Source organism: Candidatus Nealsonbacteria bacterium DGGOD1a, assembly GCA_022530585.1.
Taxonomy (GTDB): domain Bacteria; phylum Patescibacteriota; class Minisyncoccia; order Minisyncoccales; family UBA5738; genus UBA5738.
This window is the reverse complement of the sequence record CP092821.1, coordinates 75,944-96,057: the sequence shown is the minus strand read 5'-3', so window position 1 is coordinate 96,057 and position 20,114 is coordinate 75,944. Positions and strand designations below refer to the sequence as shown.

The 20,114-nt window shown below is 44.6% G+C and carries 29 protein-coding genes and 2 tRNA genes; 1 reads left to right on the top strand and 30 read right to left on the bottom strand.

What is annotated here, in order from left to right; genetic code table 11:
• Window positions 1–70 precede the first annotated feature (70 nt).
• From L7H18_00500 to L7H18_00365, 28 genes are all read right to left on the bottom strand, one after another.
• Window positions 71–469 carry a F0F1 ATP synthase subunit delta gene (locus L7H18_00500; GenBank protein UMX48012.1) on the bottom strand — a complete coding sequence of 133 codons (399 nt, stop codon included), beginning with the start codon at window positions 467–469 and terminating at the stop codon, window positions 71–73.
• Between the two features lie 92 nt (window positions 470–561).
• On the bottom strand, window positions 562–1,068 hold the full coding sequence (gene atpF / locus L7H18_00495; protein UMX48011.1) for a F0F1 ATP synthase subunit B: 507 nt from the start codon (window positions 1,066–1,068) through the stop codon (window positions 562–564).
• A gap of 193 nt (window positions 1,069–1,261) precedes the next feature.
• Window positions 1,262–1,489 (bottom strand): ATP synthase F0 subunit C, encoded by a 228-nt coding sequence (atpE, locus tag L7H18_00490; GenBank protein ID UMX48010.1) that lies wholly within the window; start codon window positions 1,487–1,489, stop codon window positions 1,262–1,264.
• A 29-nt stretch (window positions 1,490–1,518) separates the two neighbouring features.
• A complete protein-coding gene (locus L7H18_00485) occupies window positions 1,519–1,749 on the bottom strand; it encodes an AtpZ/AtpI family protein (GenBank protein ID UMX48009.1) in 231 nt (76 codons plus the stop codon).
• Window positions 1,750–1,834: 85 nt separating this feature from the next.
• On the bottom strand, window positions 1,835–2,548 hold the full coding sequence (gene atpB, locus L7H18_00480) for a F0F1 ATP synthase subunit A (GenBank protein ID UMX48008.1): 714 nt from the start codon (window positions 2,546–2,548) through the stop codon (window positions 1,835–1,837).
• 171 nt (window positions 2,549–2,719) lie between these two features.
• Window positions 2,720–3,319: a ribonuclease H family protein gene (locus L7H18_00475; GenBank protein ID UMX48007.1), complete on the bottom strand. Its 600-nt coding sequence runs from the start codon at window positions 3,317–3,319 to the stop codon at window positions 2,720–2,722.
• A 6-nt stretch (window positions 3,320–3,325) separates the two neighbouring features.
• The gene (locus L7H18_00470; GenBank protein UMX48006.1) at window positions 3,326–3,598 is read right to left on the bottom strand and encodes a hypothetical protein; all 273 of its coding nucleotides are present in this window, start codon (window positions 3,596–3,598) and stop codon (window positions 3,326–3,328) included.
• A gap of 44 nt (window positions 3,599–3,642) precedes the next feature.
• A complete protein-coding gene (locus L7H18_00465) occupies window positions 3,643–3,888 on the bottom strand; it encodes a hypothetical protein (GenBank protein ID UMX48005.1) in 246 nt (81 codons plus the stop codon).
• A 2-nt stretch (window positions 3,889–3,890) separates the two neighbouring features.
• Window positions 3,891–4,118: a type II toxin-antitoxin system prevent-host-death family antitoxin gene (locus tag L7H18_00460; GenBank protein ID UMX48004.1), complete on the bottom strand. Its 228-nt coding sequence runs from the start codon at window positions 4,116–4,118 to the stop codon at window positions 3,891–3,893.
• A gap of 63 nt (window positions 4,119–4,181) precedes the next feature.
• A complete protein-coding gene (locus L7H18_00455; protein ID UMX48003.1) occupies window positions 4,182–5,159 on the bottom strand; it encodes a hypothetical protein in 978 nt (325 codons plus the stop codon).
• 6 nt (window positions 5,160–5,165) lie between these two features.
• The gene (locus L7H18_00450; protein UMX48002.1) at window positions 5,166–5,948 is read right to left on the bottom strand and encodes a DUF333 domain-containing protein; all 783 of its coding nucleotides are present in this window, start codon (window positions 5,946–5,948) and stop codon (window positions 5,166–5,168) included.
• A gap of 23 nt (window positions 5,949–5,971) precedes the next feature.
• Window positions 5,972–6,241, bottom strand: coding sequence for a zinc ribbon domain-containing protein (locus L7H18_00445; GenBank protein UMX48001.1), 270 nt, complete (start codon window positions 6,239–6,241; stop codon window positions 5,972–5,974).
• Between the two features lie 182 nt (window positions 6,242–6,423).
• Window positions 6,424–6,831, bottom strand: coding sequence for a hypothetical protein (locus L7H18_00440; GenBank protein ID UMX48000.1), 408 nt, complete (start codon window positions 6,829–6,831; stop codon window positions 6,424–6,426).
• A complete protein-coding gene (locus L7H18_00435; GenBank protein UMX47999.1) occupies window positions 6,832–7,419 on the bottom strand; it encodes a nucleotidyltransferase domain-containing protein in 588 nt (195 codons plus the stop codon).
• A 9-nt stretch (window positions 7,420–7,428) separates the two neighbouring features.
• Window positions 7,429–8,007: an HAD-IA family hydrolase gene (locus L7H18_00430; protein UMX47998.1), complete on the bottom strand. Its 579-nt coding sequence runs from the start codon at window positions 8,005–8,007 to the stop codon at window positions 7,429–7,431.
• Window positions 8,008–8,162: 155 nt separating this feature from the next.
• The gene (locus tag L7H18_00425) at window positions 8,163–8,693 is read right to left on the bottom strand and encodes an HD domain-containing protein (protein UMX47997.1); all 531 of its coding nucleotides are present in this window, start codon (window positions 8,691–8,693) and stop codon (window positions 8,163–8,165) included.
• 33 nt (window positions 8,694–8,726) lie between these two features.
• Window positions 8,727–9,197, bottom strand: a complete 471-nt coding sequence (locus tag L7H18_00420) for a type II toxin-antitoxin system RelB/DinJ family antitoxin (protein UMX47996.1) — start codon at window positions 9,195–9,197, stop codon at window positions 8,727–8,729.
• A gap of 59 nt (window positions 9,198–9,256) precedes the next feature.
• Window positions 9,257–10,096 (bottom strand): DUF4111 domain-containing protein, encoded by an 840-nt coding sequence (locus L7H18_00415; GenBank protein UMX47995.1) that lies wholly within the window; start codon window positions 10,094–10,096, stop codon window positions 9,257–9,259.
• Window positions 10,035–10,430 (bottom strand): cupin domain-containing protein, encoded by a 396-nt coding sequence (locus L7H18_00410; protein ID UMX47994.1) that lies wholly within the window; start codon window positions 10,428–10,430, stop codon window positions 10,035–10,037. Before L7H18_00410 ends, L7H18_00415 begins: the two co-directional genes overlap by 62 nt.
• Window positions 10,431–10,711: 281 nt before the next feature.
• Window positions 10,712–11,659, bottom strand: a complete 948-nt coding sequence (locus L7H18_00405) for a hypothetical protein (GenBank protein ID UMX47993.1) — start codon at window positions 11,657–11,659, stop codon at window positions 10,712–10,714.
• A gap of 8 nt (window positions 11,660–11,667) precedes the next feature.
• Entirely contained in the window at window positions 11,668–12,177 is a 510-nt protein-coding gene (locus L7H18_00400; GenBank protein ID UMX47992.1) for a hypothetical protein, read from the bottom strand.
• Between the two features lie 163 nt (window positions 12,178–12,340).
• On the bottom strand, window positions 12,341–12,652 hold the full coding sequence (locus L7H18_00395) for an AraC family transcriptional regulator (GenBank protein ID UMX47991.1): 312 nt from the start codon (window positions 12,650–12,652) through the stop codon (window positions 12,341–12,343).
• A 24-nt stretch (window positions 12,653–12,676) separates the two neighbouring features.
• Entirely contained in the window at window positions 12,677–13,024 is a 348-nt protein-coding gene (locus L7H18_00390; protein ID UMX47990.1) for a DUF1801 domain-containing protein, read from the bottom strand.
• 280 nt (window positions 13,025–13,304) lie between these two features.
• Window positions 13,305–14,141 (bottom strand): Bro-N domain-containing protein, encoded by an 837-nt coding sequence (locus L7H18_00385; protein ID UMX47989.1) that lies wholly within the window; start codon window positions 14,139–14,141, stop codon window positions 13,305–13,307.
• 94 nt (window positions 14,142–14,235) lie between these two features.
• Window positions 14,236–14,586: a hypothetical protein gene (locus L7H18_00380; GenBank protein ID UMX47988.1), complete on the bottom strand. Its 351-nt coding sequence runs from the start codon at window positions 14,584–14,586 to the stop codon at window positions 14,236–14,238.
• 102 nt (window positions 14,587–14,688) lie between these two features.
• A tRNA-Ser gene (locus L7H18_00375) sits at window positions 14,689–14,776 on the bottom strand.
• A gap of 67 nt (window positions 14,777–14,843) precedes the next feature.
• Entirely contained in the window at window positions 14,844–17,396 is a 2,553-nt protein-coding gene (locus L7H18_00370; GenBank protein UMX47987.1) for a cation-translocating P-type ATPase, read from the bottom strand.
• A gap of 301 nt (window positions 17,397–17,697) precedes the next feature.
• Window positions 17,698–18,054, bottom strand: coding sequence for a hypothetical protein (locus L7H18_00365; protein UMX47986.1), 357 nt, complete (start codon window positions 18,052–18,054; stop codon window positions 17,698–17,700).
• 115 nt (window positions 18,055–18,169) lie between these two features.
• Between L7H18_00365 and L7H18_00360 the strand changes: the two genes are divergently transcribed.
• Window positions 18,170–18,310 carry a hypothetical protein gene (locus L7H18_00360; protein ID UMX47985.1) on the top strand — a complete coding sequence of 47 codons (141 nt, stop codon included), beginning with the start codon at window positions 18,170–18,172 and terminating at the stop codon, window positions 18,308–18,310.
• Window positions 18,311–18,612: 302 nt separating this feature from the next.
• Here the strand turns inward: L7H18_00360 and L7H18_00355 are convergent, their stop codons facing one another.
• Both L7H18_00355 and L7H18_00350 read right to left on the bottom strand, forming a co-directional pair.
• On the bottom strand, window positions 18,613–19,698 hold the full coding sequence (locus L7H18_00355) for a Fic family protein (GenBank protein UMX47984.1): 1,086 nt from the start codon (window positions 19,696–19,698) through the stop codon (window positions 18,613–18,615).
• A 301-nt stretch (window positions 19,699–19,999) separates the two neighbouring features.
• A tRNA-Ser gene (locus tag L7H18_00350) sits at window positions 20,000–20,085 on the bottom strand.
• Between the last annotated feature and the right edge of the window lie 29 nt (window positions 20,086–20,114).

Below are 20,114 nucleotides of genomic sequence, written 5' to 3'. Positions count from 1 at the left end.
AATGAAAAATGACCGTGTGAAATGTTAAAATTTTAAGATACCGACATTTTTCATTTTGATTCTCCGATTTTTAATCTTGTTGATAAGTTTTTTTCAATTGTTCCAAAAATCCCCTGACCGAGGCATCAATAAGATACCGATCGGTTCGGGCGACGAATCCGCCGATGATCGCCGGATTAATATCCACATCCGCGTCCTCATCGCCGCCAAATCGGCTTGCCAGTTTATCCTTCAGTTTGCCAACCGCTTCCGCCGATTGCGGATGTGCCATGGTGATTTCAAATCTGGCCTGTTTTTTCATCGCGTTCAAAGCGTCGCGCACGATCCTTCGCAGCAAATATCCCCGCTTCTTGCTCTTTAAAATTTCTTTCAGGCGCAAAATGATCTTTTTCTGTTCAACCGCGGTTTTTCCCGCGCACTCTTTGATCAGCACCATAGTCCAGATTTTAATTGTCTTTTTGCTGTTCATAAGGGTTTATCCCTCGTGTAATCGCGAGGGTTAGACCCTTGCAACACGAGCCCGATTATTATCCTTTAACTATCGCAATCGCTGCTTAAATTCTACAATCCCGCGGCCAGCCGCTCGATAATCTTTTTGTCCTGCTCTTTGGTGATCTTCTCGGCCAAAAACTTTTCCGAAACCGCGAAAGCGAGATCCATCGCTTCTTTTTGGCGATTCTCTTCGGCCCGCGTCCGCTCCTTTTCCATGACAATCTTGGCATTGGCGATCACATTCTTTTTTTCTTCTTCGGCGGCCGCCAAAATCGCTTTGGCTTTTTCTTGCGCTTTGGCTTCCGCGGCAAGAATCATTTCTTTGGCTTTTTTCTCCCCGGCGGCCTTCACTTCCTCGGACAAACCGCGGATCTTGGCCAGCGATTTTTCAGCTTCTTCGGATTTGGCCACGCCTTCTTCAATTTTTTTCCGGCGCGCCTCCAAAACCGCCAAAAACGGCTTATAAGCGTATTTTTTAAGAATCACCGCCAAAACAACGAATGTGGCGATATCTCCGATCAAAATTTTTGGATCAATACCTAAACCTTCCATAACCTTGCAAATTTCAATTTTCAAACTCCAATTTTCAATGAATGTTCCGATAATTCAATATCCAAACAAAATACCGGATTCGCATTTTGTTTGTGACATTGGAACATTGTAATTTTATTGAAAATTGAAAATTGAAAATTGAAAATTATTCTTACGCTCTATGGTTTGCCCGCCAATTAACCGGCAAACCGCGGAGCATAAAACTCCGCCAAAACAATTAAACAAAGCGAATTATCAACGCCACCACCAGCGCGAAAATCGCGATGGCATCCGTGAACGCGATGGCCAAAATCATATTCGTACTGATCTTGCCCGCGGCTTCCGGATTGCGGCCGATAGCTTCCATAGCTCCCCGGCCGATAAAACCGATGCCCAAACCGGGCCCAATGGCACCCACGCCGATGGCAATCGCCGCGGCCAACTGTCTCATTACTTCTAATTCCATATTTTTTTATTTAATTTATCAATGATAATTTATAATTTATCATTCTTTTTTGACCTTTTTTCAAGAAACGGCAAAATTAACTGCTTCACTTCGATAACAACCACCGCCAGCCCCGCCAGCAAGAATACTATCATAAATAGCGGCGTTGTGCCAATTCTGCGGTCCAGCCACAATCCGAAAAGCAAAAACCCCACCAAAGGAATCGCAATTGCGAATCCCAGCTCCAATCCCACCGCCATCGCCCGCGCCAACATATTCATAAATTTAAAATGTAAAAATCAAAAATCAAAATTACAATGTAAAATTTAAAATGTCTTTATATTTTTAATTTTAAACTTTAATTTGTCAGGCATGCGCTTCCGTGGCCGTGGAATAAAATACCACAATCAACGAAGAAAAGATGAATGCCTGCAAAAATCCCACCAACACTTCCAACCCCAAAAACGGCAGCGGAACGAAATAAGCCAATGCCCAATGGATTCCGCTGGAAACCACCATCAACAGCACCTCTCCGGCGAACAAATTGCCAAAAAGCCGCATTGATAATGAAATAATGCGGGTAAATTCGCCCATCAATTCCAACAATCCCACAAACAGCGACACCGGACTCTTAAAATTAAAAAACTTGCCCAAATAAGGTACAAGCCCCAAATTTCTCAACGCCAGATAATTAACATAGAACATCGACAACGCCGCCAATCCGAATGTAAAATTAAGATCGGAGCTGGGCGAACGCAAAATCGGAAAAACTCCCAATCCCGGCGCCAATTCCAGCAGATTTGAAGCCCAAATCAATAAAAATAAAGTCATCGCGAACGGGAATATCTGCAAAGTTTTCGACCGGGAATTGGTGATCGAATCGCAAAAATCAAGAAAAGTTTCCAGAATGAATTCCAAAAAGTTCTGAACCTTGCCCGGCACGATCTTGGCTTTACCGAACACCGACGCGAAAAAAACCGCCAGCCCGATAGCAATCAAAACGATCCAAAACGCCGTATTGGTAACGGCAATGCCGGCAATCTCGAACAACACCGGCGCCGCCACGGATATTTCTTCCATCTTTTTAACAAGGGTCTAACCCTTGTTTTATTTACCCTCAAAAAAACACCCGCCGAATCGGGTATGATATAAATTTACCGCTTCTTGCGATCAAAGTCAAATTTTAGACCCGTACCCGCCGCGCTTCGGTCAAAATCCGATCATTTCCGGTTAATTTTTAACCTTTGCCAATTACCCCCTATGAAATCCCAGATCCGCGGGGTTGGCGCCGCCCGAAATTCGCCCGATTTGGCCGCCGAGCCGTTCAAATTTCCGCCGCAATTTGGCGACTTCGTTAGCCAGCGCGATTGTCTCGCCGTCCATTTCTTTTTTAATATGTCCCTTGGACCAAAAATCCAGCACCAATTTGCTGTCGCCAAAAATTTTTTCCATCCCGGTTTCCAGCGCGATTTGCAACGCGTATTTGCACGCCAAAAGCTCGCCGAAATTGTTCGTCCGGCCGCGTTCAAGCAGATAATGGCCGCGCGCGCTCAATTCGTCTTCGGGCAAAACCCGATGAAGCAAGCCGTGCCCCCGGCTGTCGGTAACGCTGATTTCCACGCCGTTGCCGCCGCCCGTGCCCGCGTCAAAATAAATCCCCGGCTCAAGAGCAATGTGCTTGATCGCGTAATCCGCGCCCGCGTCCAGCCATCGCCGCGCCTCGCCTTCGCTTTCAAACGACTTGTATCTCGCTCCCGATTGCCCGCCCACAATCTCGGCGCACTCGTTCCAATTGTCCGTGACGCCTTTTTCGTCCCCCGCTTTATACGCGTAAAATTTCTTCTTGGCCATAATAAATTACTTTTTTCTTAATCTTAACCGCATAAATAATGTGAGTCCGTTGGCAAACAAATATAAACTTGAAACAAAAATGAACGGAGCATCTTTCAAGATCAACAATCCGTACAACCAAGTAATGCCGTTTGTCGCCACCCAGATAAAATAAGACGACACATTGGCGCTCGGTTTCCCGCGCCAAAGGTCTTTTATCGTCGGCCAATAAGCCGCCACCCCGACAATCCCGGTGCTTCCATACGCCAGCGTAAGCGCTTGAATCAGAATATCTTGCATAAATTTCAATTTACAAACAGATTCCAATCGTAAATGTTTTTTAATTAAAAATTATAGGTCTTGTTATTTCTTCTGCCAATTTCCAATACAACAATACCGCCGCTTGCATCCAATCGGTAAATTATTCGAATTTCGCCTTTCCGAACCCTGTAAATGCCATCCCGTCCTTTCAATTTTTTCCAATCCAAACCGTCAAATTGCCCATTCTTCATCTTAACCAGCAACCCATCAATGGCTTTTCTTTCTTTGGACGATAATTTATCCAAAGCTTTCCGAATTTTATCCACCATATTTATAAGCGAGATAAAATTTCATCAATATGAACACCACCCTTTTTGATTTTGGTAAAATCAATCGCCGTTTCCCATAAACCCTCGTCTTCATCCGCGGAGGATATTCTGAAAACTGGCTTTGACTTCCTGACCACGACGAAAGACCCGCCATTTTTAACGGCGTTAATATAAAAATCCGTATTTTCGCGCAATTCTTTAAGGCCGATTATTTGATTTTTTGTTTCCATAAAGTTTATCTTAAGATTAACTTTAATTTACCCCATGCCAAAGTTTATGTCAATCAGAACATTTCATTTGTCGAATTTGATGAAATATATTTTGGGCTTGGATTCGGCTTCCAATATCTTTTTCCATTCGCCATCGGCTTCCGAAACTCTTTTGATTATGCCATCCGCGCGAAACAGCGGATCGACCGCGCGCGACTTGCAAGCGACTAAGACATCATAGTCGGCGGGATCGTTTCTGAATCCGATTTTATTGTTCATCCGGTCGAACAATTTTGACAATTCCCCGTCCTTGTCGTGGAACCGCGCGATCTTGGCCAGCGCTTCCTCATCCGTGGAATACAAATCGGCCTCGTTGATATATCCCTTTTCCAGCGCGTAACGCAGATAATCGCCCACCGCGCGGAACATTACCGCGGAAAACAGACCGGAATAATACCTCGCGTTCATTTTAAAAAACATCTTCGCGAAACCTTTGGCGCTTTCAAAGTCTTTAAAAACCCATTTTTGCTTTTCCGCTTCCAGATTCTCCAAAAAATAATCCGCGCTTTCGATTTCACCGAAAACCCGCGCGGTGCGCAAGGAATAATCGATGCGGTCCGCGCAAAGATCGGGCAAATCGGTTTCTTCAAGCGGGAAATTGGTTTGGTCAAGAATATATTCCGGATCGATTGAATATTTTTTCAGTATCGACAGAATTTCCGACCGCCGCACGAACTCATCGAAAACATTATCCTGATGGCTTTGCTCGGATTCCGATCCCGCAGCCAAAACATAATCCACGCAATGCGAAAACGCCGAATGCGACGCGTCGTGGATCAGTCCGGCAATCTGTTCTTCGATTGGCGCACCGTAATTTTTCAACAACAAATAAACCCCCACCGAATGTTCAAACCGGCTTTGTTCGGTTCCCGGGTAGAAAGGCGTGAAGTATCCGGCCTGGTCGATCTTTTTCAACCGCTGGATTGTCGGGCAGCCGACCAATTCCAATACCGCCGGATCGTTAATCTCCGTTTTTCCATATATTCTGTCGATATATTCCATATTTTTCTATTCGCAGTTGCTTTCGCAATCAAAAGATTTTTGCGGGTCGTTGGCAAAATCGGTTTCGCATTTTTGGACGCAGACTTTGCACGCGTCAAACGCCGCGTTCTTAATTTCTTGGCAAACGCCGTCAACAATGCCGCAATTCACATAACGCAGACATTTGTCGCCCAATCGATATTCCATGGTGCAAATTTCGGCCGGATTGGACCCGCAAACAATTTCCAAACCGTGGCAATTTTCCCGACCGCAAGTTTGGCCGGCCGAACCATTATCGCCGCCGGCGCTTCCGCCGCATTTTTGCGTGCGGAAAAATTCCCATTCGTCGCATTCGGTGGCATCGGGCATCACGCAAACGCCGTATTGCCCGCCGCCGCCTTCGCGAATTTCCAGTTTGCCGCCTTGATCGATACAATAAACCGACGCCGGATTGGCCATGCCGGCATTCGGCGCTTGCCCGCCGCCATCCGGCGCCGGTTTTTCAACGGGTGCTACATTTTCCTTGTACCAATTTTCGTCAAAACCCATTGCCGCGCAAGACGCTTTGGCGCGGCATTGGATTGAACTGCAAACCTCGCATGGCGGGCAAATAACGCATTTTTGCGGGCAATCTTGGGGATCATATTGATTGCAATAAATTTCATCGGCGGCCGCATCGCCGCCGCCGTTTCCCGTTTGTTCGGGCGCTTCAACCACCGGCGCGTTTTTCCCGGGCGCGAAAAATATCGCCAACGCCCCCAACAACATTACCGCCAAAACAAAAACCAAAACCTTAAATATTGTCTTCATATATTTATTTTTTAAAAAAAATTCTAAATGGCGCGCCAGCGATCAAGCTCGGGCAAAGTCGTCTCGGCCACGGCGCGGGCCTCGGATTCATCCATTCCCATTTTTTCCACCGCGATCTTGACTTGCGCGTCAATAAATTCCGGCAATTCAACTTTCGCGGTAAACTCACCGTCCTGCCAGCAAAATTGGCAGTACTCCTTGTTTTTACTTCCATCGGCATTGAGACCGAAATCTTCCGCGGATTCCATCGGCATGCCGCAACTCTGGCAAATTTTAACTTGTTCAATATCCATTTGTTTTTAGTTATTTGTTTGTGTTTATTTGAACAACAAAAAACTCATGTTTTTTATTATTGACCCTCTCTAATTAAGTTGAATAGCCGAACCCTTAAATTTAGCTTTATTTTAGGGTTGAGTGATATTCAAGTTAATCAATAGTATATCAAAAAAATCCCGCTTTCAACAACGACCGTATCTTATAATCCCAACCTTTGGTTTTTGCCATCAAAATATTCTTGGGCTTTGACGAATATTAAGGCAATCCAATCGGAATATTCTTTGGCCTCTTTTTTTGAGATCAGCGCGCCGCCGCCATACAAATCCCAATTCCGTTTGGCCCGCATTTGGTTTCCCAAAACTTCGATTTCCGAATCGCCGATGATTTCCGCCAATTTCTTGATTAACTCGATATGATGGCCCTGCCGCGCCTTCACCCGTAAAGATTTGTACGCGCAAATCGCAGTGGCCAGTTTCAACAACGCGTCATAAGAAAACCGGAAAGCAACCTCGGAGATATCCGATTTGCGGGCGATTGCCAAATCGCGTTCGGCCGACCGGCGGTAATTCGCGATCTGTACGGCGGTGAATTTAAAACGCTCAAACATTTACTTTGTCGCCAATTCAATTATTTTATCCGAAAATATGTTTTTAATAAACGGATCGCCTTCGACCATCGCTTGTTTAAATTCCTTTTGGCCCATATCAACCACGCTGATTTCCCGTCCAATTTCTTTTTGCAAAGGCAACAAACGCCTCTTGGCTTCCAACGAAGAATGGGAGCCAACCAGCAAAAGATCAATATCGCTTTCCTTATCCATCGCGTTTTTGGCCCAAGAACCGTAAATATAAGCATGATCCAATCCTTTTAATTTCCCAAGTTTTTTTTCAATGATGCGCGGCAATCCAAAATCGACATCAAACATTTTTTTTACTTCCCGCAGCAAAGGATAATCCTTGTTTAAAAAATAGTATCTTTGGTTTCCCCGCCGGTCGCTGGCCATAATTTTTTCTTTTTCCAATTCAATTAATTTACGCGACAAATTCCCCGGATCAACTGCCAGCAAATCCGCCAATTCGTTGATATAACGGCGGCTTTCGGGGTTTAAAAAGAAATATCCCAACACTTTAACCGCGATCTGCGATTTGAAAGAAATCATAGGATCGGTATTATTGTAATTATATACAATAATCATTGTAATTTATTACAATAATTTGTCAACCCCTATGGTTTCCAAAAATTTCTCGAAACCGGTTTCCTTGTTCTCCCACCATATCGTTTCCATACCAACCGCCGCCGCGCCTTTGATATTTATTTTCGTGTCATCCATAAACAAACACTCTTCGGGAACAACGCCCAATTTTTGCGCGGTCGGCAAAAAAATTCTGGCATCCGGTTTTTTCACGCCTTCCAGCGCCGACGACACGAAAAGATCAAAACTGCCGTAAATCGAAAATTTGGCGTCAAATTTTGGCACTGTCAAAAAAGTCCCGTTGTTGATTATCGCCAATTTGTATTTTTTCCTCAATTGAGGCAACAATTCCCATAATTCCGCAAATTTTTCATATTTGTCGACAATCCGATCCAAAACCGATTGGAATTCTTTTTCGTTCAATCCATATTTTCCCATCGCCCGCGCCTTGAATTCCGCGTCATTAACGCAATCGCCGATCATCGAATCAATCCCGTCAGCCACAGAATCCGGCCGGTAATCTTTTTTCCGAAAAACCAGCACCCCGTGAAAATCAAAAAGTATCGCCTTGATTTTTGTTTGTTGCGCCATATCCAATTTATTTCCTTAAATTACGAAACGCTTTGTATTTTGGGGTCTATCCCCTGTGTAATCGCAGGGGTTAGACCCCTTTAAAAGTATTTGAATTCAACGGTTTCGTAATTAAAAGTTATCCTATATTTTCATCACAAAGCGGAAAACAAACCTCATCCTCCCATCGTTAGAAATTCTTTCAAAGCACGATAGTGTTTGGCGACAATTTTTTTGGCAAAAGGGAAAAATATTTTTTTGTGATAATCGCGTTCTATTTTTTCCAAAGCCCATTTTTTGAAACCTTTTACATCACGCCGACCCATAACCGCAATTTCCAAATAAAAATCATTGGTAAAGTGCGACATCGCGTCCGCGGTCGCCAAAATCTTGCCTTCCAATGTTTTGGGCCGGACTTTGCCATCGTAGCTATGCGCCAAAATTGTTTCCTTAACGCGCTCAATCGCTTCTTGCCCATATCCAATTTGTTCCATGGTCTTGCCCGCTTCTGTCGCGCCAATTTTCACATGATCACCTTTTATTCCACGCACCCGTTGCAAATCGTGCAACCAAACCCCCAGCATCACCAATTCTTTATCCGCCTTGGGCAATTTTCCCAAAAGCTCCTTGGCAAATTTTTCCACCGCCAACAAATGAATACTGTAAAACCATTCGCTCCCATTCGCAAAACATTCCTTTTTTATCAATTTTTTGATTTGGTTGATTAATTCCGTTCATAATCAGTTTTCAATCGGGTAAATATCGAATGTGGGTTCTTCGTAAGGGTGGACGGATTTCATCTTCGCGATCACTTCTTGCAAAATCGCGCGCGGCACCGTGACTTCGATCCGTTCTTCTTGGGCGGTTTCCAGCTTGCCTGCCTTGCCGATGGCCGGATGGGATTTTTCGTTTCCCCAAAACCGCCCCGTTCCCCGGCATGAAAACGAGCAAAAACCATAATTCCCGATCCTCCCCGCGCCCGCCACCCCCAGCGCCCGGCGCACAACATCGGCGTGCGCCACCGGCACATGCACCGCCAATTTCACTTTTTTAGTCAATTCTCTTGGTCTAATTTCAATCGTTTTATCGCGAACTATCTGGCGCAATAAAAGATTCATTACATCGCTCAAATTAAGCCCCATTTTTTTGGCAATCGCTTGCGCTTCGCTTTTCACTTTTTTATCAACTCGAAAATTAATTACCTCGCTCATATTGGTTTTGATTATAATATATACAATATAATTACATTGTATATCACCACTCAATATTGTCAAGAACTGCCGCTATTCAACGGATTCGCTTTGGCGACGGCAAATTTTATAAACCCGATTGTTTCATTTTGGCGTTCCATTTCTATTCCATAACCCCAGCTTTCGGCGGTTTCTACCAAATCTTTCCATTGCGGATATTCGGATTTTGCCCATTCGGCCGCGGCTTTTTTGGAAACCGCTTCGCCGTTGGCAACGGCATAAAGAATCCGGCATAAATTCAAAACAACATACGATTGGCAATGGCTGTTATTCAAGAAATTCTCGTCGTTGATTTTGGGCGCCCACTCTTCGCGCAAATCCCGAACGCACGCCTCTCTTAAATCCGCCGTTGCCACCGGCGCCGCCAGCGTTCTAAAATCCGGCCCCAAAAGCGCGATCCCGTTTTGGTAAAGAAAATGCCGGTTGATAAGCCATTCGTTGCCGTAAGGCGCGGCGGGATAAAAAATACCGGCGCCAAAGTATGGCCGCGGCTCTTTCGGCGGCAAAACCTCGGCCAGCATCGATCGCGGAACATAAGAACATTCGATTCTTCCCGCCCATTGATTAAATTTTTGTTCGGCCGCCTGATGCAATTTTCTGATTTTGTCGATTTGATCGGGTTGCGCCGGTTTTTCCAAAACCGCGGCCAAATCAATGTCGCTGCGCCCCGGTTCAAAATCGCCGTAAGACAAAGAACCGGTGAGATAAAAACCGGTCAAATCGCCACCGAAGATATTTTGGACGCCCTGCGCCAAAAAATCCGGCAAATCGCCAATATCGCGATATGGAACAATGAAATTATTCGGTAGTGACGCCATCAAAGTGTTCATCGTCGGCCACCGCTTCTTCTTTGGTGGCATGAACCACTCCTTCGCGATGTTCGGCGGGAGAATAAATCGTGTAGAGTTTCAAATCCTCACCGCCGGTGTTGACCACATTGTGATTGGCGCCCGCGGGCACGATCACGGCAAAATCATCTTCCACCGCGTATTCGTTATCATCAATTATTACCTTGCCTTCCCCTTTTTCAAAGCGAAAAAATTGATCATGCGTTTCGTGAACCTCCGCGCCGATTTCTTCGCCGGGTTTTAGGTTCATCACCACCAGCTGGCTGAATTTGCCGGTATAAAGCACCTTGCGAAAATTTTCATTTTCTTTTGCCGCGTCTTCTATATTGATTGAAAAACCTTTCATATTTTTGTTTTTAAATTTTAATTATTTTTAAATTATGACCTTTATTTAAGGCTAACCCGTCCCGTTATAATTGTCCAATGACAAACTATATATAGTTTGTCGAAATCCGCAATTTTTATATAGTTTCATTACATAATCTTATTTTTTACAGAGTTGGCTGTGATTGCTAATGAATCCAAAATAAACATCGCCATTCGCAAAAGCCTCAAGAGAAGTCGCAGGGGATAGACCCTTAAAATACAAAACTCAATAAACGGGTTCCAATGATTACTGTTTTGTTTCTATTGCGCCGACACATCGGCTTGCATCTCGCGCTTCAATTCTTCAAGCCGTTGGCGCATTTCCTCATCGGAGGGGCGGCTTTCCTCGTCTTCGGCTTGCATTTCCAATTGTTCCGCCAAAGACGCGTCTTGGGCGCGCGCGGACGCGGATTCTTTGGCGCGATAATCTTCCATCAAAACAAACGCTTGCCCGTAATCAATAAAATCGCAAGTGTAGTTATAGCGGCCGGAAAAACTCACCCCGTCGTTGACTGCCGGAGTGTCGCAATCGCCGTTATAAATGACCCTGGCGGAATCCGCCGAAAAACCGCTGGCTAAAAATCGGGAATTCAAATTCACCGGCAAACAAAATGTTTTGGCGTCTCCCCGGTCGTTCTCATTTCTTTCTCCCGACGCGCTCATCACCGCGCCAAACATATCAGTATTAATCGCCACCCAATCTTTTTGTTTGCGTTCGGGCGCGGGAAAAAGCGTGTTGGCCGAATAATCCAAGCGGAGAGGCGCGGTGTTTTTTTGGTAATATTCGGTTGTTTGCCCGCTTTCTTTGATCTTGACCGTGCCAACCCCGGGGGCAACATCATATCGCGCCTCTCCGTTATATTGATAATCAATCGTCCGCCCCAAGACATAAATCCTGTTCTGCTCTTTGTCAAACAAGCTGATGTCATCCGAAGAATAGTTCACCTCGCCTCGCTCGCCGCCCATAATCGTGCTTTTGTAGGTGCCGGTGATTTTTTCTTTGCCGACGCAAAAAGAATATCGCTCCGTGTTTTTCAATTCTTCAAAATAGAGATTGTCGATTTTTTGGGCGGTTTGGCGGCGCTCTTCTTCCACTTCCGCGTCCGATTGTTTGAGAAAATCAAATTCATTGCTCGCCAAATATACTCCGCCGCCGATAAGCCCGGCCGCGGCAATCCCTCCCAAACCGATTAAAAGTTTTTTATCCATAAGTTTGGTTATAACCCGCAAACATCAGTCATTGCCTCGCAATCAAAAGCGGAAATCATACATTCCACTTTTGCCGCGTTCCAGCCGGCGCATTCGTCCATGCAAGACGACTGCCCCTCTTCAAACAATGCCGGGGTGGCATTGGGCACCAAGCTCAAACATTTTGAAACATAACTGCCGCACGCCGCCTCGCAATCATTGCTCGGATTTATCGGCTCGGGAGCGTTCATTTCCGGAATTAACACCGACACCAGCTCGGGAATGCCGGATAAATCCTGGCAAGTTCCGGCCGCGGCAACTTTATTTTTCACTTCCTCGCTCCAACCGGCGCATTCGGCCGCGCAATCGGCGGATTGCGTCAAAGAAGGGCAGATTGATTTTGCCTCATCGCATATTTGAACGCACCGCGAATCCGCCGCCGCGTCCGGCTCTTTTTCCGATTTTGGCAAATTGCCGGCAAAATAAACCGCCCCGCCGATAACCAGCAGAACCCCCGCTCCCAAAATGATTTTTCTCATAATGTTTTTATAATTTATCAAATCCGCCATTTAGATTGGTTAAATGCTTTATCTTTTATAGGATATATTCGCATTTAACTTGATTGTACTAAAAAATCGCCCAAAGAGCGATTTTTCTTTAAAACATTCCGAATTGCGCGGCGGTTAAAATTCAAACCTCCATTTACCCCAATTTCTTCATTACTTCGGCAAATTCTTCATCGGTTGCCATTTCTCCCTGAAGAATCGGGCAATCTTTGTTCTGCCAATACGGCAATCCGCTTATATTTTTACGGGTAATTTTTTCCGCCATTTTTCGGTCGCCGCCGATTTGACTCAGAAAAAATTGAACACCGCCTTCAAAAATCTCTTTGCAAGTTTTAACGCTACCGTCCGCATTGGCGCAATACAGGCAAAAATTTGAATTTTCGTCTCCTTGCGCAAAATCTTCTTTTTTAGTTAATGGCATTCCGCAGCTTCCACAAAATTTATTCATAGTTTAATTATATTAATAATAATTTCAACACTCAACACACTTGGCATTTTTATCGACCAATTTAATTAATTTTTTTAATTTTTCTTCGTCAATGCTGGCTAAATCCGGAATTTTAATATGTCTCATTGTTTTGCCCCCTCCTTCCAAAAATTTAATTTCTTCCTTGTCTAAGCCAAGGATGGAAAAACCGACATGCACCCTGCTTTCCATGGCCGCAATATAAAACTTGCCCCCGCATAGGACAATTACACCCCAACCAAATTTTTCCCCGCAATTTTTCAAGGTTTTAAAAAATATTCTTCGGACAGCCATAATAATCTCTTTTTGCGGAGATTTTTGTTTATCTATGTATTGTTTTACTTTTTCATCCATATTGTTTGTTCATATTTTTTGCTTTTTAATATTTTTGTAAATTAACAATACGCCAATAATAAAAACACCGCTCCGGTGATTTGCCAGGTCAATGATTTGCCGGTAACGGGTTCGCAATTCGCGGAACCAACTTTTTTTATAAGTTTATTATTAAGTGAATTATAAATGAAATTTATTGGAATCGATACCTGCCACCTAAATTTTCCCTTGTTCGCAAACTAATTTTTTACAAAAATCATTATTTATTGGCGACCATTTAAATTCGGCAAAGCATCGATTCTTATTTCAACCTTTTCTTTTCTTCTGGTTTTTGCAAATAGTTTTCTTTTGATATAATCGGCCTGCCCAATTCTCTTTCTGTTTGTTTGCGGGCATTTCCGGCAATACCACCGCCTCTTTTTGCCACTTTTTTATTTTTTACAAAAGTATCCGGATTTTCTTGTTGCGATATTTCTGTTGTCACCCGCTCACCAAGCATATTAAAAATCAATTCCAGATCATTCATGTGGTCGCGTAAATTCTGTCTTTTTAGCCCCTTCAGCTTTTTATATTCACTCGGAGTCATGCCGAAAGTGGCTTTGGAAATCTCGGCGGTCAAAATCTCATATTCTTTTTGCTCTTTTACGCCGCATTTTTGCCATTCATCCGTCAATTCTTCGCGAATGGCAATTCCGCGCATTCGTTTTTCTATCCAACTTTCAGAATACCCTTTGAGTTTATAAAGCGCCCTCGTTCTCTTGGTTGCCAATTCCGGATCTTCAATTTCCCGCACTCTTTCATATCCCACTTTTGCCAGCCAACGCTTGAATGGTTCGGCTTTTGGAGACGGGATTGACTGGATAATACGAAAAATTCCTTCTGTATTCGCACTGGTAATTTTCCTTTTTCTGCCATCTTTCGCAATCATTCCAAGCAGGGGACAATTTGTCCCCCAGTAATCATCCAACTTAACATCACGCTTTCTCATTTTTTTTATGTAATCTCTGACATCGACAGTATCGGTTAATGCCTCGATTACATCAGAAACTGAAAAATACCACTCGTTATTATGAATGATTTTGCGTATCTCTTTTTTTCGGAAAATCGCTATTTTTGTTGTTATAATCTCTTTATTCATAAAATCAAAGCTAGCCGTGAATAAATATTTTATTACGATGGTATTCTAAATTGTTTTAATAAAATCCGCCATGGTATTTTTCCAATTACCTTTTTCAATTATTATTAACGCCATCCATTATTATTTTTTGAACATCAACCCCGAACCGCGACAAAACAAAAAAGGCGATTTGTTTCAAAAAAATATACGCGATAACAAAAGCAATCGCGATAATCAGCTTTTTAACGCGCGGGCTTTGCTTGGAAAGAAAAGGCAATCTGGCGGTCAAAAAAGAATCAATCTTATTAAAAAGTTTTCCCTTTAACAAAATGAGCAGTAAAATAAAAATCCCCATCCCAACAATAAAATACGATGGGAAGCCCAGTTTATAAAAAACAAAAAGCAAGATTGCGAATGTTATTATCTGCAAGTATGCTTTTGGGTTGTTTTTTAATACATTACCCATAAATATTTAATTTGATTATACTAAGAAATCGCCCAAAGAGCGATTTTTCCTAAAATATTCGGATCGCGGCATCCGTCGTAGGCAAACAGGCTGACATCGTCATGGCGGAGGGTGGAGGATTCGAACCTCCGAGGGGTTGCCCCCAACTGGTTTTCAAGACCAGCGCTATAGGCCACTCAGCCAACCCTCCTCGTCTTGCCGCGGCTTTGCGCCGACAAAACATTTCATCCTTACTAAACCATTTTAAACGCTAAAAATCAAGATTTTCGTTTAAAAAATATTTTCAACGGCGCCAACCAGAAAGCGCCCAAAACGCCGGCGGCGATTGCCGGAATAATATCGGAAGCGGCGATCGGATCAAAATGGAAAATGCTTCGCAACGCCGGAACGCACAATACCAAAGTCAGCGTGATTAAAGTGGCGAGGAATATGAATCGAAACGCTTTGTTGCCATTGGCAAAAACCTTGAACGGATTGCCGGAAGAAAGATTGGCAATGATTAATGACAAATTGGCGATAACGATGGTTAAAAACGCCAGCGCGCGCGTTTGCCCTTCGCTCCGGCCCGACCAGATGGCGAAAAGAAAAACCAAAAATACCGCGGCCAACACTCCCAAGCCTTGCATCAAACTTCTCAAAATCTCTTTTCTGCCGAACAGCGGCTCGTCCAATTTTCGCGGCGGCCGGCTCATTACATTTTCATCTTCGGGTTCGGCTTCAAACGCCACCGAACACGCCGGATCAATCACCAATTCCAAAAACGCGATATGCGCCGGATAAAAAACCACCGGCATTCCCAGCGCCACGGGCAAAAACGACATTCCCGCGATTGGAATGTGCACGGCGAAAATATAGCTGATCGCTTTTTTAATGTTGTCGAAAACCATCCGGCCCATCCGCACCGCAGCCACGATCGACGCGAAATCATCGTTTAACAAAACCAAATCCGCGGCTTCGCGCGCCACATCGGTTCCCCGCTCGGCCATGGCAATGCCCACATTGGCGGATTTCAATGCCGGCGCGTCGTTCACGCCGTCCCCGGTCATCGCGATAACAACTCCGCCTTCCTTAAACGCGTTGATGATCAGCATTTTTTGTTCGGGTGCCACGCGCGCGAAAATATTCACTGTTTTCAAACGCTTATGCAACTGTTCATGGCTGAAACTGCCAAGATCGTCGCCGGTCAAATATTCATCCGGATTTTTAAGCCCGACCGCGCGCGCCGCGTGCTGCGCCGTTCCCGGATAATCTCCGGTGATCATACACACGCGGATTCCCGCGTCATAACATTCTTTTATCGCGCGCGCCGCCGACGGCCGGATCGGATCGCAAAATCCAAGCAACCCCACGAACTCAAAATCAAAATCATGCTGGCCGCAATCCGGCAATTTTGTTTTTTCCGCGCTCGCCGCCGCCACGGCAATCAATCTCAATCCTTTTTCAAGCAGCGGCTTCATCCGTTCTTCAACCGCCGCCTTCTTGGCGGCGCTTAAATGGCAAAGATCGATAATTGATTCAGGCGCGCCCTTGGCCGCCACCACATAACGATCGCCGTCACCCGGCTCCCAAACATGGGAAAGCGCCAAAAGATTTCCGGCAAACGGATATTCCTTAACCAGCTTCCATGATTCTTGCAAACGATTAACCGAGAACAGAAATGAATCTCCCGTCCTTTTTATTTCTTTTTCCAGCGGATCAAAAGGGTCCGACTGGCTCGCCAGCATCGCGTATTCCAGCAATTTTTTAAAATGGTCGGGCAAATCTTTTTCGCCGCTCTCATATTCGGCAAGATCGATGTTGGCAACGCCCGACGATAACTGCTGCAACCGCATTTGGTTTAGCGTCAATGTGCCGGTTTTATCAACGCACAAAATATTGGCCGCGCCCAGCGCTTCGATCGCGGACGCGTTGCGCGTTAAAACTTTGCGCTTGGAAATACGCCACGCGCCCAGCGCCAAAAACACCAGCATCACCACCGGAAATTCTTCGGGCAACATCGACATTCCGATGGTCAAGCCATACAAAATGCTTTGAAGCAGTTCATTGCTGGAAAGATATCGGAATACCACCGCCAGAAAACACAATGACAATCCGATAATCCCGAATATCCTGGCCAAACGCCCGGTTTCCTTGCTCAAAAGAGTTTCCCCTTCTTTAATCCCCTGAAGCGATTTGCCGATCTTGCCCATTTCCGTCGCCGCGCCGATCGCCAGCGCCCGCGCCAAGCCGTGGCCGCGGGTAATCAATGTCCCCGAATAAATAAACGGCTGGCTGTCACCCCCCGGGCGATGCGCCGCGGCATCTTCTTTGCCGTCCCAAATTGATTTGGCCACCGCCAGCGATTCTCCGGTCAACAACGACTCGTCAACCATCAGATTTACCGACTCCAAAACCGCGCTATCGGCGGCCACCCGGTCGCCTTCGCGCAAAACCAAAATATCGCCGACCACCACTTCTCTTCCGGCAATGCGGCGCGGCGCCCCGTCGCGAATCACCAGCGCGCGCGGACTGGAAAGATCGCGCAACGACTCCAAAGCGCGCTCGGTTTTGCGCTGCTGGTAAAAAGTTATCCCCACGATAAACACCACAAAAACGGAAAGCATCAATGCGTCCCGCGGCTCGCCCAAAAAGAAATAGATCGCTCCCGCGGCCACCAAAATCAAAAGCATCGGCTCTTTCAAAACCTCAACGAATATCGCAAAAAATCCGCGCTTCCCCTGCGCCGGTATTTCATTATAACCATCGGTTTTCAATCTTTCCTCAACTTCCCGGGAAGACAACCCTTTTATATCTTTCAAATTATTTTCCATTTTTCCATTTTAGAATAAAAAACGATTTCGCGAAAGCAAAACCGCCTCACTTAAAATTCAGAAGGTTTCAGAGGGTTAGACCCTCTGAAAACAAAGCCCGCTTTCGCATAAAGCGGCGGCGGGGTGAAGGCGGGCGTTAGTGAATGAGTTTAGAACGGTAGATTGGAAAACAGTCGGTATAGAACTGGAAAGACTTAATCTCGTCCCGATAAGATAAAACGATAAAAAAGGAAGTCCCTGATGAATAAGAAATTGTTAGACCAATAAGCGTATAAAAAAAAGAAAATAAATTAAAATAAATTTATTCCTCTAATGCTTCAATAGCCTTTTTTGCTTCGAAGACTGGCAAATGGAGTGCCTTGGCAATAATTGCCGCGCACGATAGAAGTTTACCATCATTATGCTCTATGACTTTTGCGAGCAGAATATCCGGCAATCCGTAAATACTCTCTATGTCACCTTCATTGTATTTACTATTGATTGCGGTGCAAAGCCAAGAAAGTTCTTCTTCTGTGCTTCCATTTCCAAGCAGGTGAAGTCTGTTCATAAGCTCCATCGCGGTATCGCTGATACTTCCTTCCATAACCCTTTCCTTGGTTGCTTGTTGTGAATTTTCTACAAAAGGCACTAATATACCTCCAAAAATTTTTCTGACCAAAGCCTAACCAAATTATTGGTCATTGTCAAGGTTGATTTGCTTTAATCTTGAAATAAATCGACGGAACCATTAAGATTGCCTCAACCAGTCGGGTATAAAAAAGTAATGAAAAAATATGGCTAAATTTGACAATCTTTCACTTGAAAATAGAAATAGGGTTCGCAAGGTTTTGGATATTATCCTCAATGCGTTTAAGTTTCAAGGAAATGGATTAAAGCCATCATGGTTTTGGACGATACTTTATCAAAGCAGATGAACGAGCCAAAGTTAAATTGAGAGTGTAGAAAAACTATATTTCAACTGCAATTTCCATCTTTCGGCTACGAAAAATTCGTCAGTCGGCGGCAGACTTTAAGTCAAGTATGCCTTCTCCTTCCTCATTTTTCTCGCTCGAAATCTGAAAATTTCGTTCCGAAAATAGTTTTTCTACACTCTCAAATTAAATGTTTATTACTTTGAATTACGAAACCATTAAATCCAAATGCTTTGAAGGGTTTCGCAATCCAAGATTATTAATAAATACCCGGCCGGATGATCTGTACCCCGTTGCGCGGCTCACTATATTTTGCGATAGCGAGTGGCGCGGCCCTGGCCCAGGCGTTCAATTTTTTTCAGACGCAGAAGTTTATCGAGCGATTGGTTCAGCGTGGGGCGAGCGATACCGGTGGCGGCGGCGATTTGAGCCGGCGTCGCTTCGTTTGCCTGCTGAAAATATTCCCAAACTTTAAGTTGTTTGGGCGAGAGCAATTTTTCGATATTCTCCCTTGAAAGCAAATCAATCGCCATCCGCGATTGCTTCAAAATAATTCCCAAGAAAAACTCCAACCAAGAAGCAATATCCTCTTTTGGCGTCTTATCCTCCATAGCTAAATCATTGGCAGACAAAAATGTTTTTTGGCTTTTCCGCAACGACAGATAATATTCCGGTTTGTTATCCTCAATAAGTTTCTCGTGAGAAACATAGGGCGCGTATTGATAATTGCTTTTCAAAAGCAATAAATTGGTAAGAACACGGGAAAGCCGGCCATTTCCATCTTGGAATGGATGAATTGCCAAAAATTCAACAATAAAATTCGCGATTATTAAAAGCGGATGATATTTCTTTTCTTTAAACGCAACCTGTGCCCACTCCGCCAGCTCCTGCATTTCCTTGGGCGTCAAATGAACCGAAGTAGTATCAAATAAAACGCCAACCGACTGCCCGGCACCGTTAACCATAATCACTTTATTGTCTTGTTTTTTATATTCTCCTCGATGCCCCTCATCCTTGGCCACATACTTCAAAAGCTCCTTATGAAAATGTTTGATGGTGTTTTCCGAAAAGTTAAGCGATTGCCAAGAATTAAAAACATTCTCTAACAATTCATAATATCCTCGCGCTTCCTGCTTGTCGCGATCGGCAAATTTTTGAATATCTATCCCTCGCATCATTTTTTCAATATCTTCGTCGGAGAGCTTGGAGCCCTCAATCCGCGTGGAAGCGCCGGTGGAAGTAATCAGAACCGACCGTTTCAAGCGTCCCAGCACCTGCGGGTTCAACTGCGCCCCGGCAATCCACCGGCCCTTGTACTCGTCAATTTCGCTCACCATCCGCCAAATCTCCGCCGGCAAATTCTCCAAACGAACATTAAATTTATTTTCCATTTTTTGAATAAATAATGATTTCGCAATTAAAAGTAAATAAAAAAATTAATCTTCTATTTTAACTATATAAGATTATGTAAGATTCAACAAGAGTGCTTGTTTAATCTTGATTTCGCTACGCTCAATTAAGATTAAACAAGACCCAACAAAAACACGATCCCGTCAGAACCAGTCTTTAGTCTTTTTTGCGCATCATCACTTATTCCTCGGCAGTTCTATTTTTATGAGCGGGCTTATCCGCTATCGCCCGCGGTAGATTCAAGCAAAACCCGCCAGCGCATAAAGCTACGGCGGGTGAAAGCGGAGGGAGCGGGATTCGAACCCACGGACGGCTTTAAGACCGTCAGAGGTTAGCAACCTCTTGCAATGCCACTATGCGATCCCTCCGAAAACCGCCTAACGCGGCGAATTTCCAA

Coding starts and splice junctions, on each gene's coding strand:
- L7H18_00450 (UMX48002.1), bottom strand. CDS start 5,948: ATGAAGACAATATTTAAGGTTTTGGTTTTTGTTTTGGCGGTAATGTTG.
- L7H18_00405 (UMX47993.1), bottom strand. CDS start 11,659: ATGGATAAAAAACTTTTAATCGGTTTGGGAGGGATTGCCGCGGCCGGG.
- L7H18_00355 (UMX47984.1), bottom strand. CDS start 19,698: ATGGAAAATAAATTTAATGTTCGTTTGGAGAATTTGCCGGCGGAGATT.
- L7H18_00470 (UMX48006.1), bottom strand. CDS start 3,598: ATGCAAGATATTCTGATTCAAGCGCTTACGCTGGCGTATGGAAGCACC.
- atpB (UMX48008.1), bottom strand. CDS start 2,548: ATGGAAGAAATATCCGTGGCGGCGCCGGTGTTGTTCGAGATTGCCGGC.
- L7H18_00455 (UMX48003.1), bottom strand. CDS start 5,159: ATGGAATATATCGACAGAATATATGGAAAAACGGAGATTAACGATCCG.
- L7H18_00465 (UMX48005.1), bottom strand. CDS start 3,888: ATGGTGGATAAAATTCGGAAAGCTTTGGATAAATTATCGTCCAAAGAA.
- L7H18_00360 (UMX47985.1), top strand. CDS start 18,170: ATGGCTAAATTTGACAATCTTTCACTTGAAAATAGAAATAGGGTTCGC.
- L7H18_00460 (UMX48004.1), bottom strand. CDS start 4,118: ATGGAAACAAAAAATCAAATAATCGGCCTTAAAGAATTGCGCGAAAAT.
- L7H18_00445 (UMX48001.1), bottom strand. CDS start 6,241: ATGGATATTGAACAAGTTAAAATTTGCCAGAGTTGCGGCATGCCGATG.
- L7H18_00390 (UMX47990.1), bottom strand. CDS start 13,024: ATGGATGAAAAAGTAAAACAATACATAGATAAACAAAAATCTCCGCAA.
- L7H18_00485 (UMX48009.1), bottom strand. CDS start 1,749: ATGAATATGTTGGCGCGGGCGATGGCGGTGGGATTGGAGCTGGGATTC.
- L7H18_00475 (UMX48007.1), bottom strand. CDS start 3,319: ATGGCCAAGAAGAAATTTTACGCGTATAAAGCGGGGGACGAAAAAGGC.
- L7H18_00410 (UMX47994.1), bottom strand. CDS start 10,430: ATGAAAGGTTTTTCAATCAATATAGAAGACGCGGCAAAAGAAAATGAA.
- L7H18_00420 (UMX47996.1), bottom strand. CDS start 9,197: ATGAGCGAGGTAATTAATTTTCGAGTTGATAAAAAAGTGAAAAGCGAA.
- L7H18_00400 (UMX47992.1), bottom strand. CDS start 12,177: ATGAGAAAAATCATTTTGGGAGCGGGGGTTCTGCTGGTTATCGGCGGG.
- atpE (UMX48010.1), bottom strand. CDS start 1,489: ATGGAATTAGAAGTAATGAGACAGTTGGCCGCGGCGATTGCCATCGGC.
- L7H18_00385 (UMX47989.1), bottom strand. CDS start 14,141: ATGAATAAAGAGATTATAACAACAAAAATAGCGATTTTCCGAAAAAAA.
- L7H18_00430 (UMX47998.1), bottom strand. CDS start 8,007: ATGGCGCAACAAACAAAAATCAAGGCGATACTTTTTGATTTTCACGGG.
- L7H18_00415 (UMX47995.1), bottom strand. CDS start 10,096: ATGCCACCAAAGAAGAAGCGGTGGCCGACGATGAACACTTTGATGGCG.
- L7H18_00500 (UMX48012.1), bottom strand. CDS start 469: ATGAACAGCAAAAAGACAATTAAAATCTGGACTATGGTGCTGATCAAA.
- L7H18_00380 (UMX47988.1), bottom strand. CDS start 14,586: ATGGGTAATGTATTAAAAAACAACCCAAAAGCATACTTGCAGATAATA.
- L7H18_00435 (UMX47999.1), bottom strand. CDS start 7,419: ATGATTATTGTATATAATTACAATAATACCGATCCTATGATTTCTTTC.
- L7H18_00370 (UMX47987.1), bottom strand. CDS start 17,396: ATGGAAAATAATTTGAAAGATATAAAAGGGTTGTCTTCCCGGGAAGTT.
- L7H18_00440 (UMX48000.1), bottom strand. CDS start 6,831: ATGTTTGAGCGTTTTAAATTCACCGCCGTACAGATCGCGAATTACCGC.
- L7H18_00395 (UMX47991.1), bottom strand. CDS start 12,652: ATGAATAAATTTTGTGGAAGCTGCGGAATGCCATTAACTAAAAAAGAA.